This window comes from Clostridium sp. MT-14 (assembly GCF_042436595.1).
GTDB classification, from domain to species: domain Bacteria; phylum Bacillota; class Clostridia; order Clostridiales; family Clostridiaceae; genus Clostridium_B; species Clostridium_B aromativorans.
In genome coordinates this window covers 159,319-174,601 of record NZ_JBHMIY010000003.1, presented here as the reverse complement: position 1 = coordinate 174,601, position 15,283 = coordinate 159,319, and the positions used below count along the sequence as shown (strand labels likewise).

Genomic DNA, 15,283 nt, shown 5'->3' with positions numbered 1-15,283 from the left:
GAATTAAAGATGGTACATTCTGATTTTTTATGTACCTAAACTCATGTTGAAAAACAGGAAATTTATATGAAAAATTCAAAATATATCACCTTTCTTTTATTTTTTAGTATTATTAATAATTACATAATTACAATTTAAGCTCCTGGATTTTCAGTACCCGTATCTATTTCTTCATATTTCACTCTTAAAGCTAAGACATAATCTACATTAGGCGAATTATTTATAAAATTATAAGGTGCAGTAATTTTAAATTTTATATACATTTCTGGATCTTCACCAGTTTTTACATAAACTAATCTATCTCCATCATAAATAGTACTTCCATCACCTATAAGTACATTCTGTAAGTTACCTCTTTGCATATCAAAAGTATGTGTAACTGTAATTACATCAAATTCTCTTTTCTTTTTATTCCATCTACTACCTTCAATATTTTGTTTGTCCATAGTTGGATTTATAGTTTTAAATTCTATATCATGAGCTTGATAAGGAATACCTGCGCTCGTTGCCATCATTACAACATCAGTTACACCTGTACCAGTTCTATATCCATAAGTTTCATTTTCAGCAGTAACATTCATGATAGTTGTGTCTGTAGTAAAACTTGGAGATACATCTGAACTTACTGTCATTCCCCAATTTGTTTGATAATCCTTATCTGAATCTTCATTTATCGGATCTAATTTCCCAACATAAGCATATGAAACTAAATAATTTTCATATGGACTTACATCCACTGAAGGATCTCCTCTTACTACTAAATTAAGACTTGTTTTATTAATTGTTAACCAATAATCGCATCCTGTATAATCAGTCAAATTTGTATGTACAGTTCTGTACCATCCCATTCTTGCAGGAATAGAACAATGCTTTTCAACAAAATCTATTTTAGTATCCTCAATTTCATCGCCAATTTGCCACATTAAAGCATTATTGACATTTATTTTTAATAAAATTGCTGTTATCTCATTCATTTCTTCTTGTGATATAACTCTTGAAGCTCGATAATTAGCTAACAATGTTACATCAGTTACTGCATTGCCACTCGAATCTTTTGCTCCAATAGAACTTGTTAAAGAAGATGCTGCATTTTTAAAATCCAATATAACTAATTTTGCTAAATCATCTGTTAATCCTCTTACTTTTTTTTCATTATTAAATTTTGTTGTATCTTCTGGTGTTACAGTTCGTACAGTTTTATATCCTGTTAATGTATTTTGTTCTTCAGTCGTTAATTCTTCACCACTTAATTCTTTAGCATACAAAAATAGTTCATTTACATTTACAAAATTCTTTACATATTTTATACTATTCATTATTGCTTGATCTTGAGCATTTGTAAATGTTATATCAGCTTCCGTTAATGTTCCCGCATGATCTTTTACATTATTATACCAATTTTTTAAAAAGGTCACTTCATCTACTGGAGTAGTTGAAAAATTTTGCCCCCCAAAGTATTTTTGCAAATAACTAATTTCTGTATCTGTAAAAGCTCCTTGATGATTATATTTATCTATTAATTCTTCTTCATTCGTATCCAATGATTGAGGTGTTGGTCTATTTATTTTTAAATATCTATTATAACTTATTGGATTTGCAGTATCTGTATTATCTGTTATAACTGTAGATAACATTACTTGATCTACTACACTGTCTATAGTAGTAGGGAATTCTAATGTCCATTTATAATCTCCTGCATTTTGAGTTATTTCACTTGCTAAAGTTTTCAATATATTTTTAGACAATATTGTACCTGTATTATAATAAAAATTATCTGCCATGTTATATATCCTCTCCTTTATTTTTTATTAATTTTATTGTTTAGGTCTAATATATTGTAAATCACATAACAATTGACGAGAATTTCCACTGTTATTATGAAATACAATATCAATATCTTTATTAATATCAGCCAATTTTATAGAACGTAATAGATGCTCTTCTCCAATTTCTTTGGTAGGTATATTATTTAAAATTACACTTTTATCTACTTGTAAACCCCAAGTGTCTTCTGGCTTCCATCCAGTCATAGTAATAAATATACCACTAACATATATTAAACTGCCATAATTAAAAGTTATTGTATAATCATTCTTTATAGCTGGTATATTTATCATTTTTCCTTCAATAAAAAAATCTCCTTTTAAGGAGATTGCTTCTTGTAACATTTGTAAATATTTATTTTCTTCATTTATTATGTCTTGTAAATTAATCATACTTTTTATTTTTTCATCTATTTCAGTTATCTTTTTCTCCATTTCTGGGCTAAAATCTACTTGGCCGAGATTAGGATCTAATTTTATTTTTTCTATTTCATTTTTTAGTTCTTCCGATATATCGTCAATATTTATTATTCGTTTTGAACGTGTTAGTATCATTTTTTATTACTCCTTATTTTTAAACAGTATTATTTTCTAGAACATTAATGTCTACCCATAATATTTTATTACCTCCACTAGTATTATGAAATATTATTTTTATGATATCATCTTTACTTATATCTTTATATTTTTCAAAATGTTTATTTTCTCCAAATTCTTTAGTCGTCATATTCGAAAATATCTTAATATCATTTATCAATAAATCCCATGTATCATTATAATTCCATGCAGATAATGAATATACTATATCTGTAAGGAACCCATCTTCGTTAACCGTAAAATCTATTTCATAATCACCAACCGTAGCCGGAATAGACAAAGATTGCCCATATCCCTTATTTTCACCTGATATACCTAATTGTTGACTTAACCCTTGTATTGTAACATTTAAATTATTTAATACTGATTCTAATCCTGCTAAGTCAATAGGTTGTGGTATTTTATTATTAATTTGTGTCAATAAATTTTCCAAATCATCTGTATTTACTGTAACATCACCAATATTTACTGTAATATCATTGGATAAAACAGCAGCAATTAAATCTGCTAACTCATCCAAATTAACAATTACTACATCATTACCTGCAATAATATCTGACATTTTATTATTCGCCACTCTTTCTAATAATATATATAATTTGTTTTTATAACTTTATTATTTTCATCTCTAATAAATTCTGTTGTTTTTATAATATTTCCATCTTTATCACATAATACTATTTGGTTAATTCTGCCGTCAACATTTCTTCCGAATAATTCTTTATATAGAATTATTTCATTTTGTATATAATCTGTTTCTATTATTCTTTTACCTTCTGAATCATATATATATTCACTTGGCAACTCTAATAAATTTATACTACTACCAGAATTATTATTCCCGCTATTAGTATTGGAATTAGAGCCTCCATCGCCACCATTATTACTACTATTACTACCTTGATTTGTCCCAATTTTACTTATATTTATTATTTGTGTTATAGCATCAGGTACTAATCCATCAGAAGTTAATATTGGCTGAAATTCTTTATCTCCATTTCTATAGTATCCTAACATACCATTAGTAATTCTTATACCCTTATCTGAATTCCCTAGTTCATGAGAATACAATCCACGATAGTCTATACCAGAATTTTGACCTATTCCACCAACTATAGGTTTATCATTTGCATTATGTACAGAAGTATTTATAGTTTTTTGTATATTCTCTGTTTTATCTTTTAAAGAATTAATATTAGATTCTAACTTATTTATTTTCTCTCCTGCTCGTTTAGCATTTTTAAGAGTATTTAATAATTCTTCTTTTTTGGAGCTTTTATTTATATTATCTAAATCTGATATATTTAATTTTATAGTTTTATCTTTAGTGTTTACTGTATATCCAGTAAAATTACTTGTAGAAATATTAATATTATTATAATGTATAATCTTATTAAAATCATAGGGCAATATATTACTATCTGGCATCATAAATCCCCCTCTTCATCGGAAGGAATATACTCTTCATCACCATATCTGAAATCACTATTAATATCCAATGGCGTATAATTAATTATAATTTTATCTCCCAATTTTAGCTGTTTCCACATATCTTGTTCATCTATACATTCAAGGAAATTAACATAATCAATATTTATAGTAATCTTAGATTTATTCTTTTTCTGTAATTGAATTTGCCCTTCCATATATAAATCTTTTGGATCAATGTAACTTTCATCTTGCCATTCACCCACTATAATATAAGGCTTTAATTCCATTAATTCTGCACTTGTAAAATTATTTTCATAACTCAACTCTTTTTTTATATCATCTATTTCATTTTCTATATTATCTAATATAGATTGAATTTCATCTATTTCATTTTTTTTATTAGTTATATCACTTTCTATCTGTTCCTGAATATCTATAATAGGTTGAGTAGAGTTCCCCGATCCCTGTGCCACTGCTAATTTATCCGCAAATAAACTTTTTTGATTCTTTAAAGAATTCAATTCTTGATTCTTATATAACACTAAAGAATCATATGTATTTTTTCTATCTGTTAATTCATAAATTTTCCCTCTATATGTCATTATTTTAGCTTGATATTTAGTTATAGCAACGCACAAGTCATCCGACATCATATTATCACTATGTTTTAATATAGTACCATCTCTAGTCATTTCAAATGGATACATAAAATATGAGAAATCATCTATATATGGTTGTCCTGTTGGATTAATAGAACTAATATCTAAATTATCTTTTCCTCTACAATATAATCTTGTACACATTACTTCAGAATCAGCGTTCTTATCTTCGTTAATTGTTTTTAAGTATTTTTGCTCATTAAATACTATTCCACTATTGTTACCATAATTCTCGATATAATAAAAATTCAATAATCTATTTTCAGTATCAAATTCAACTATATATTCAAACATAGTTTTAAGATCTTCTACTATAGCCTGTAATACAGTCCCAGTATAACTATCAAATGTTCTATATACTTTATCATATCTTTTATCCATATAGCCAATAGACCATTGTGTATCTGATAATATACCTTTTGTTCCATCCAAATAATTACCTGCTAATATTTGTCGTAGTGTTGCAGATTTAGTTGTATAATTAAAGACTGTCGTATCTTTTAATTCATAACCTAAACTATAGCTTTGTATGACAACATAATCTTTCTCTTCTTCTCCTGTTTTATTAGAATCCATAATTATAAACCATTCTTCTTGATCATTATATAATACTTTTATTAATTTTCTATTAGATAACAATTTTATGTGCGGATTTTTTATTGGATATTCCCTACCATATTTCTCTGTTGTGTCATTAGGATTTTCTTCAAAATAATCTTCTTCTTCTAAAAAAGCCGGCATATTAAATGTCATTTCATCTATATTACTAACTTTATAACTAATTGTCGGTTCTATTTCGAATAATGAAGTTATGATTGTCTTATCTGGTTTTGCTAACCACAATTTAGGTCTTGGTATTTTCTTTTGAAAATCTGGTTCCAGAAATATAATTAATCACCTACCTTTTTTTCTTATTAAATAGAAAAATATGTTATAATAAGTATGCCACTAAAGTATTACACAAAAGAAAGGGGTGATCCCGTATGACCAAAAGGAAATCACACCTTAATCATTTGACTCTTATGGAGAAAATTGCTCTTACTAGTTTATTCTTTCAACTTATCTCCATAATCTTCATGTTCTTACACTAACGTAACATAAGCGGAATCTTGCCTTAACTCATTATAGGAAGTCGCAATTCCTTGTGGCATGAAAGTGAGACAAGCAATTCTGCTTTTTTAAAACAAAAGAAAGAAACTAGGTCGCAACTAGTTCCTTTCCCCCATATGACCATTTAATGTTTTAAATTATTAGCTTTCTTATAAATTAAAAGATTTTCATCTTCTAATGTACTTATATTATAGTATACTACACAAAAAAGTCAAGTTTTATTCCTAAAATGAGAAATAAATACACAAAAAAGAGACTTGGAAGTCCAAATCTCCTTTATAATATATTTATTTTTATTAATTTGCATTAATATCATTGTCTATATGATTTATGTATTTATCATATAATTTATCAATGAATTTAATAATTTCATCTATTTTATCTCTAATTAATTTACTCATATCTATTCCCATATTATCTGCTATTTCTTGTAATTTTTCTTTTTTCTCTTCAGATAAACGTATAATTATTTGTGCATTTTTAGTTGCCAATATAATCCACTCCCCAATTACGCAACAAATATAATTGATTTCTCTTATATTATAGACAAAATTAAATAACTTTTTGTTAGAGTATCTGCCACTTATACATTATTATATCATAATTTATAAATCAATAATAATCAAATATATTGTAATACAATTTCATTTATTAATTTTATTTCGCAGAGCATTTTATATTCTGTTTTTATTAATATTATATTCTTTAAATTTATTTATGTCAATATATAGTGTTTATTTTATATACAATATAATTAAAATAATATTGTATCATATGAATAATTTACTATAATTTATGTTATAATTTATATGTTAGTAACATATGTTGTCAGTCCGTTCATACTGGACATTTTCCTAGGGGATAGGGAGGTGTTAAACGAATGACTATACTTACTATATTACAAATTATAGCGTATATTTTAATAATAATTGCAACAATAATTGATATTAAAAAATCCATAAAAAATAATTAACCCAATAGTAATTCTAATTAGTATAAAATGAAACTCTTTTAGCAGAGAGAGAACGTAAAAATGCTATTTTTCACATATAGCACATCCAGTATTGATTATATTAATTAGAATTATTTAAGATATAAATAAAGTGGTCAAGAGTTAGCAGTCTCTTGACCTTTCACATTAAATAACTATACTCACTATATTTTTATGTCTTTTGTTCATGTTTAATATAGCACACAAAAAATAAAAAGTCAATAGACCTGAATTTTTAAAAATAGCAAATAGTAAGTAACTTTCGCAAGAAGCTACTTACCTTACACGTTTGTTTTCTAAATACATAAGTTAAACGAACCTTTCCATAATCCGTTCATCAATTATTATAACACATAATTTATATTTTTTGCAATATCCAGCCATTTTCTTTTTCCAAATAAATAAAGCATTCTATTTGCTTCTCTCAAATAGTTTTTCTCGGATCTCTTACAATTACATATAAAATAATTGCAATTAATCCAAAAAAGAATGTTGACCACCACCAGTTTGATGAATTCATATTTCTTTTTTTAGCATCTTTTGAAATAAGATTTGCTACAATAATATTAAAAATAATAAATGGAGTCAAAATTACCAAAAAAGGAGATATTCTACCTAAAAAAAGTAGAATATTATTTGTATTACTTGAAGAAGAAGTATTATTTTGTTCAGTATCTTCATCGGCAATATCCTGAGTAGAATCGCCAGTATTATCAGAAATATGATTAATATCTTTGTATACCAATTCTACGGTTGCATCATCTGGATAAATTTTATATAAAGTATTAACTATAGGCCCAAAATTACTGTAATAACAAGAGAGTTCTTCATCATCAAAATTATAACTAATAGAATGTCTATGAAAGACATAATCAACAAAATCATATTTAATAGATTTATTATTCTTATTATTTTCAATAAATTGACAAATATCGTCCAATTTATTTTTATCAATCTCATTAGTCGCATTTACATTTAATAAATTTTCTATATTTTTTTCTTCAGTAGTAATATTTCTTTTATCATTTTGCATTTTCGCTAACATCATACTAATAAATACAACTAATACTGTTAAAATACATATTATAATTTTTGTCCTTCTCCCCATAACAATCTCCCCTTAAAATATAATAATATGACATTTCTTTAAATTACTTTTTTATATAAAATAAGACAATTACTTCTTAAATTTTATTTTAATATCATATGTAACATACTTCAAGGTTTTATTTGTTAAATATATAATATCATACCATTTAAATATAATCAATATGGTTTTATTAATTATATTGATTATATTAAGAGAGTTATTAAAACTCTCTTAATATAATTTACATCTGTTGAAAAATATTCTTCTCACTATTATTTTCTATCATTTTATATACGTTACCACTTTCTTGATCTACTAAAAAAGTATTTTCTTTACTATCAAAAAACCACCAAAATCTTCTTTCAGATAAATTTATACCTTTGTCCGTATAATCGAAATCATGTCCAAATCCTTCCATACCTGATTCTAAACTGTTATCACCTGTTTTTTCTCTAACTATTCTTGTCGCTTGTTCTTCAGTTAAGCCATATTTATCTAACCAATGTGTATATTTTGTTAATACATCAGCATCACTATCATCAAAGTCTGGTATTGTATTTCCACCAATTTCAGAATTATATTTCCATACTTTATCCATGAAATCTTGAGGTATTAAACTTTCTCCTCCAATAATTTTTACATTATGAATTTTATCTGTATTTTCACCAATATATTTTTCAATTTCACTCATATTATTTTCATTAACAAATATAATTGGACTATTTGTTGTACCTGCTAAAGTTGCTACACTTAACCCATCTGCAAAAGATTTATCAGAAACAATATATACGGTATTAAAATTAAATTTATCTTTATAATAATCTAAAATTTTTTTATTTAAATTTTCTCTACTTGTTTCTGTTATAATATTAATATTTGTAGAATCCTTATACCATGAATGATCTGTTATTGTTTGAGCTGTATTATTATAATAATCTGTATTTGAAGAAAAACCTATTATATCAAATTTTTTTATATTTTGATTACGTAAAGTATCCGCACCACTTTTTTTAAAACCCACATCTGAACCATATATAATTGGTGTTTGAGTTGGACAAGATAATGGAGCAACCATTAAAGCCGATATCCAATCATCATCTTTTACTACATAAGCATTATCATTCTCAGGAACTAAATAATGAGCTACATTTATAGAAGTATCGAACCTATCTTCTCCGCCTGCTCTAAAATAAATAGAAATACCTAAATTATTTAACTGATTAACAACACTATCTGAAATAACTCCATTACCACCAATTAATATTACTTGCTTAGTTTTTAACCTTTTTAATTCATCAGTTATAACATTAGGAATAGAATCCTTATATGTTAATAATACAGGTGCTTCCATTTTATAAGCTATAGGAGCAGCAGTAATAGCATCCGCAAAGTTTGTCCCATTTACTAATACTGCATAATATGATTCACTAAAATCTTGACTAGATAATTTAGCAGAAGTTTCAAATCTATCTTGTCCATATATCCTAGTATCACTTAAACCTATAGTAGAATCTTCTGCTTTTACATCGTTTGAATTATATAAAAAACAACTAAGACTTATTACAACTATACCAATAACAATTAAAAGATTTCTTATAGTTCTCTTCAATCTGACCAATCCTTTCATATTTCTATTTACTTTTACATATATTATACTATAATATGAAAAGATTTACCAATATTTTTAACAATATATTAACATTAAAATTATTTTACTATATAATGTCTTACATTTTTAGCTATAATCAGTGAATTTGTGATATAATAAGGACAAGTTGTCAGCGACTATGTTAGCCCCTCGTTCATACTGGACACCAACTCTGTTGTGAGGAGGTGTTGTCATACGAAAATCTACAAAAGAGAAAATAAAATTTGTAAAAATTGTCGTAGATATAATCCTGAAAATATACACAACATTCTTTAAATAATGCATAAGAATTACAAAAGGCAAAATGAAACCCTTTGACGAGGGAGAACGTAAAAAGCTAATTAACCGTATTAGCAGTCCAGTATTGATTGCCTTTAGTGATTTTTATTTTTACATAAAGTAAAATACCAGAGATTGACGTCTCTGGTATACCGTAATATGCGAAAATCTACTTTTCTTTTTTCTACATTTATAATATAACACATACAAAAAAAAATGTCAACAAAACAACTTAAATATTATAAGTCTCTCTATAAGCAAATTGTATAGTAAAAGTTCCTTCTTGGCTTGATAACTCCACACCCTCTAATGGAACTTCAAGCCAATTATTATTAAAATTCTTATACCTATCCTTACCAGAATCACTAACTATTTTCTGATTTTCATTGTCTATAATCAAAGTTTCACCGGCATGTAAACCGTCAAGTCCACCACTTAACTTTTTAGCAGATAATTTGCCATTTACACAACTTGTATTCATATATATATTTCCTATCTCTCCTATTTCTTTATATACTATATTTAACTTTGTATAATCAATATTACTACTATTTTCTATAGTTGCGTAATCAATATCTATATTATTGTCATAATTAGTAATTTTATTCTTTAATGCAGTAATACAACTTTTCGCAGTAGGGTCTTCTCCTCCAATTAAGGTTTCATTATCCCATTTAGCAATTTGTTTTTCTCTTGTCAAAAAGTCTTGTAAATTAACTAAAGATGTATTACTAACAGAAGTATCAGTATCATTTGTAATTAAATAAGGCGTTTGATATTGCTGATTTACATTAGCTAAACATATAATATCATTATATCTCTTTCCACACATTTTATGCTCTATGGTTAATGTATTTGAATCATAATCTACTATATTATATTGATCCTTATTATAACGTTCTTTTTTATCATTTTGTTCTTCTATTGTCTTAGATAAAGCTATAATTGCATTACTACAAGTACAATCTTTTCCTCCCTCTAATGTAGGAGTTAAAAAATGATTTCCTGGATCTACCTTATCAATTAAACTTATTGGGATATTATATTTTGAACCATAATCTAATCCATCTAATTCCATTTCATTTTCATTTAATAATTGTGCTAAAACCATAGGATGTTTATATGTACCTTGAGAATATTCAACACCATATGTTCCTGTATTATTAATTGCTTTTATAAAATTAATAAGTGTATTTCTTATATCATTCTCTATTTTAAATTGATAAGATCCATCAAATAAATAATCTTCAGCTTCTCTTTCATCATACATTTTATATAAATCAGTTACTTCTATAGCAGATATATAATTCGTGGTTCTTATACTCTCATAAAAATCTATATGGGTTTTATTATTTGCTAATTCTGTCACCGATTTTACTATATGATATTCTATTTTCGTATTTTGGTTAATAGCATTTGTTCCTTTATTTAAAGACGGGGTATCTCCTTCACCTTGTCCATGATTATTTATTAAATTCTCTTCATTGTTTATCGTAATTTGTAGTTTTACAATATCTCCTGGAGCAACAGTCTTTATTTTTAAACCTTCACTATATTCTTTTATTTTTTGTTCTGTTTCATATCTATCTTTTCCACCTAATCTTGTCGCACCATTTAATGATATAGCACCAATTCCTTTAACCGTAACTGTTTCACCACCACTGGTTACAGCCGTATCAGTTGCTTGCATACCACCTACAACAACATCATTCTTAGTAAATCCAATATTACTTTTTTCTTCATCTGTCATCATACCTACATTAATAAAATTAGCAAATCCAAATCCATTTAAATACTTAATTGCATTATAATAATCTGTACCAGCTCCATATACATTGCTTCCTTCTGGCACACTATATACTAACGTTATACCATGCGGACATATATTAGATTCATATTCCAAATTATCTGTACCACCATGCTTTTCTTTTTCATATCTATCCCTAAATTCTTGCATTGCTGCTAAAGTACCTTTTCTTCCTGCATCAGCAGCACTTCCTTGTAATCTTTGAGCTGGATAAATATTTATTTCCATAGGTATTCCTGTTACTCTCGTAACTCTGGTATCATCAGGATTTGTTTCACTTGGTGCTGACGTTAATAAATTACCTGTTGTCGGATCGAAATCTGTAGGTATTGTTCCAGCCAAAACACCACCAATAACCAAGTCAAATGGTCTAAATAATATCTCTCTTTTTTCATCTAATGTCATACTTGTCGAATCTACTATCGTATATCCTAGTGGAGCTAATATTTCAACTGCATTAGTATAGTCGTCTTTTATATTATCAACAGCATCTATAGGACTTTTTCCTGCATATACCTTCGCTCCCACAGGAATACTAGATGGAATTAAAGCATTAGGATCTGCTTTGAAATCTTTATCATGATGTTCATATAAATATATATCATCACCTGGAATCATACCCTTTATCTTTTTTATATCTGTTTTTTTTATAGATGTATTAGGTAAAAATATACTTGAATCAATATTAATAGAAATTGCTGAATCATATTCTTTTGTTGTAAAAGTAACTATTTCTGTAGTCATATTCCATACTTGAATTCCTACATATGTTTTATTAATTACCTCTTTTACATAAGTCTCCATTCTTTCTTTCGTTTTTTCTCTATTTGTTGAAGCTAAATTTTCAGCATTATTTGTATTTATTCCCTTATCCGGTATACTAATAATAACTGTACCATCTTTAACAGTACCATCATCATTGAAATCACTTGTTTCTAATCCCCCAGTATTTTGCATCAAAATATCATCTTTTTGAAATATAACTTTATTTCCATTTGTATCATATATATCAGATCCTTGGACAGTATAGCCATTAGTTTTAATTACGTCAAAATAATCCCCAAATATAGCAACAGCATTTTCATAATCACCATCAGGAGGAACACTACCTGCAAAAACTCTTGGTTTATTGGTCTTTTTTACCTCAGAATTAGCATAAACATGATACGTAGTACCTTTCTCCCATACTTGTTGAGGTTCTATAGGAAATATTTGTATTCCACTATTATCTGCTGTCGGTTCAATCTTTGCATTTACCTTTTCGCCTTTACTATTCATAACCCATATATTATTGCTATTCACAGTAGCAGGATCTAAAGCATAATTAGTATGATAAACTATAGTTTTATCTATATTTACATCTGTATAATCATCTTGTAATGCAGATTTATTCCCCTTCTCAACTTCCGAATATGAGTCAGTCATTTCATCAGACAACCTTTGGGTTGCATATTCCTCTGTTTCAGTTATTAACTTATATCTTAAAGGTGCTAATATATTATTCTTTCCTTCTAATAACATAGCTTGACTGATATATAGAAAATAATAACTATTATAATTTAAAGGGACTTTTGGTGTTATATCTAACACATTATTAGCTAAAGGACTAATATTTACATCTACATAGACTTCATTATTATTTCCATCTAATAATTGCAACTCTCTACCAACAATACTGTTATCTACATATTTACTATCCAATTTTCCATCAAAAGGTATTTTAATAGTTTCAGATATGGGAACATTACCTATTGGTATAAAGTCCATATCTGCATGAGTTATATTGGTATCTTCGGCAGTAGTAAAATAAATTAATTTATTTTCAGTTACTATATTTTTGCCATCTACATCTTTTAATCCTTGCTCTACGTGTACTGTATAATTCTCATTATAATCGTATTTCGTTTTAGGCGAAATTTCTATTGTTTTTCCACTATTTATTAATTGAGTTTTCGTATCTTCTCTTATATAACTACCTGATTTAGTTACATAAACATAATTATTTATTGTTGAACTATCTATTTTATAAGCAGAATATATATAAAATGTTTTCGTAACTGGAACATTTTCATACCTTTCTGTAGAAGTATCACCTTCTTTTTTTGTATGAAACTTAATCCTTTTAGTTTGAGTATATTTTTCTCCATTTGCTTTCTTTAATTCTGGTGAAACATATACAAAATAATCAGAATCATATTTATAATCTTGTGTAGGAATTATACCTACTGTCTTTCCACCATCATTAGTAGAAATATCATAAGTGCAATCAATTAGTATACCCTCACTATCTCTAACTTGTATTGTATCAGAATTAACAGTAGATTTATCTATAGGCTCATTAAAAGCAACTATTACTCTACCATTTATAGGTACATCATCAATCTCAGTATCAAAATCTGTACCACTTTCCCCATCATTTAATACCCACACAAAGTCTTTATTAATATATCCCATTTTTCTTATACCTAGATCTGAAGGATTCCTTGTGATATTCCTTACTAAACAAGTATTAATATCTCTAGTTTGTTTTGTAGAAATATTAGTAGTATTAGTTTCTAATGACTCTCTATTAATTTCTAGATTATATACATCTTCTGAAAAATCACTCAATAAATGATCTGTCATTTTTATTACATCTTCTCTTGTGCCACCTTTAGCTATATAAGTAATATCCCCTATTTTTATTTTTTGATCAGGTGTTAAATTACTATTTAAATGTAATATTCCTTTAGCTCTACCCATATATAAACTGATATCCACCTGAATATCACTAGGAGAATATACCTCATTACTATCAAATTCAAATATCTGATCCCCTATAGTAATCGTACTAGCATCTTCCACTATACTTCCTTCATCAAAAACCAATCTATTATGAGCCTTTTTAGCATATACTGGTATTAAAATATTTTCTATATCATTCTTATTATATGGTTTCCCATATCCTAAATCAAATTCATACACAGAATCTCCTAACTTAAATTCTTCTCCATAATAAACCGTTCCAACTAATTGAAAAAAGCCACTTGCTTTACTACCTTTTTTTAATTGAAATATAGGATATTTGCTAAAATTATAAGCTTCATCTACAAATATTCTATTAAATCCATCATTTGTTTCATTACCTGCACCCGCATTTTCAGGTGTTATCTTATTACCTATTATTGTTAATCCTAAATTATTGGGATCTTCTCCATCACTCATACCTACTATTATTTTCATTTGAGGTAATATAGGAAAATCACCATGATTAAAAAAATTTACAATACTTCGCTTTGTAGGATCAATAATATTATCGTTTGTAGTAAGATTATATATATTTCCTCCTCTTTCTAATGAATAGCAATAAGGAGAATTTGTTTCGAATTTTATATCTCCAACGTATCCTTCAGGCATACCAAAATGATAAAAATTACCAGCATCTATAATAGTTGCTTTATAAATTCTTCGAGGCTTAGTTATATCATATGTTCCATCGATCTGTTTACAATCATCTAAAAACCACAAATCTTTATAACCATTATATGATAATAACCAAGATTGTATAGCTCTCAATAAGGAATTTGTAACTTCTATACCATATTCAAAAGCTAAACTTAATATAACTTGTTTATTATCTGATTGTATGTTTTGAAAATATGATCTAGATCTATATTTCAATTTTTCTTTGGTTAACGTTCTCGTTGAAAATAATGGATCTACCAACATAGTATTTGAACTATCATCTATATTAACATTCTTTACATGAAATTCTGTTGAATAATGCCCATTATAATAAAAATCCTCACTTGATCTAATCAAAATAATTCCCCTTCCTATTTTTTAATTTATTAAATATATTATAAAAG

Annotated in this window: 9 protein-coding genes; all 9 read right to left on the bottom strand. The window is 26.8% G+C overall.

The features are described from left to right. Positions 1–134: 134 nt before the first annotated feature. The 9 genes from ACFHWD_RS04160 to ACFHWD_RS04120 all read right to left on the bottom strand — a co-directional run bounded on the left by ACFHWD_RS04160 (position 135) and on the right by ACFHWD_RS04120 (position 15,236). Positions 135–1,781 (bottom strand): hypothetical protein, encoded by a 1,647-nt coding sequence (locus tag ACFHWD_RS04160; protein WP_378060672.1) that lies wholly within the window; start codon positions 1,779–1,781, stop codon positions 135–137. A gap of 33 nt (positions 1,782–1,814) precedes the next feature. Continuing rightward, the gene (locus tag ACFHWD_RS04155; RefSeq protein ID WP_378060670.1) at positions 1,815–2,378 is read right to left on the bottom strand and encodes a hypothetical protein; all 564 of its coding nucleotides are present in this window, start codon (positions 2,376–2,378) and stop codon (positions 1,815–1,817) included. A gap of 19 nt (positions 2,379–2,397) precedes the next feature. Next, a complete protein-coding gene (locus tag ACFHWD_RS04150; protein WP_378060668.1) occupies positions 2,398–2,982 on the bottom strand; it encodes a hypothetical protein in 585 nt (194 codons plus the stop codon). A gap of 20 nt (positions 2,983–3,002) precedes the next feature. Then, on the bottom strand, positions 3,003–3,848 hold the full coding sequence (locus tag ACFHWD_RS04145) for a hypothetical protein (RefSeq protein ID WP_378060666.1): 846 nt from the start codon (positions 3,846–3,848) through the stop codon (positions 3,003–3,005). Then, complete coding sequence (locus ACFHWD_RS04140) at positions 3,848–5,353, bottom strand: hypothetical protein (protein WP_378060664.1); 1,506 nt, start codon at positions 5,351–5,353, stop codon at positions 3,848–3,850. Before ACFHWD_RS04140 ends, ACFHWD_RS04145 begins: the two co-directional genes overlap by 1 nt. 563 nt (positions 5,354–5,916) lie before the next feature. Then, positions 5,917–6,111, bottom strand: coding sequence for a hypothetical protein (locus tag ACFHWD_RS04135; protein ID WP_378060662.1), 195 nt, complete (start codon positions 6,109–6,111; stop codon positions 5,917–5,919). Between the two features lie 924 nt (positions 6,112–7,035). Beyond that, positions 7,036–7,719: a hypothetical protein gene (locus ACFHWD_RS04130; protein WP_378060660.1), complete on the bottom strand. Its 684-nt coding sequence runs from the start codon at positions 7,717–7,719 to the stop codon at positions 7,036–7,038. Between the two features lie 223 nt (positions 7,720–7,942). Next, the gene (locus tag ACFHWD_RS04125; protein WP_378060658.1) at positions 7,943–9,310 is read right to left on the bottom strand and encodes a cell wall-binding repeat-containing protein; all 1,368 of its coding nucleotides are present in this window, start codon (positions 9,308–9,310) and stop codon (positions 7,943–7,945) included. A gap of 550 nt (positions 9,311–9,860) precedes the next feature. Continuing rightward, complete coding sequence (locus ACFHWD_RS04120; protein WP_378060656.1) at positions 9,861–15,236, bottom strand: Ig-like domain-containing protein; 5,376 nt, start codon at positions 15,234–15,236, stop codon at positions 9,861–9,863. Between the last annotated feature and the right edge of the window lie 47 nt (positions 15,237–15,283).

Coding starts and splice junctions, on each gene's coding strand:
- ACFHWD_RS04130 (WP_378060660.1), bottom strand. CDS start 7,719: ATGGGGAGAAGGACAAAAATTATAATATGTATTTTAACAGTATTAGTT.
- ACFHWD_RS04150 (WP_378060668.1), bottom strand. CDS start 2,982: ATGTCAGATATTATTGCAGGTAATGATGTAGTAATTGTTAATTTGGAT.
- ACFHWD_RS04155 (WP_378060670.1), bottom strand. CDS start 2,378: ATGATACTAACACGTTCAAAACGAATAATAAATATTGACGATATATCG.
- ACFHWD_RS04160 (WP_378060672.1), bottom strand. CDS start 1,781: ATGGCAGATAATTTTTATTATAATACAGGTACAATATTGTCTAAAAAT.
- ACFHWD_RS04145 (WP_378060666.1), bottom strand. CDS start 3,848: ATGCCAGATAGTAATATATTGCCCTATGATTTTAATAAGATTATACAT.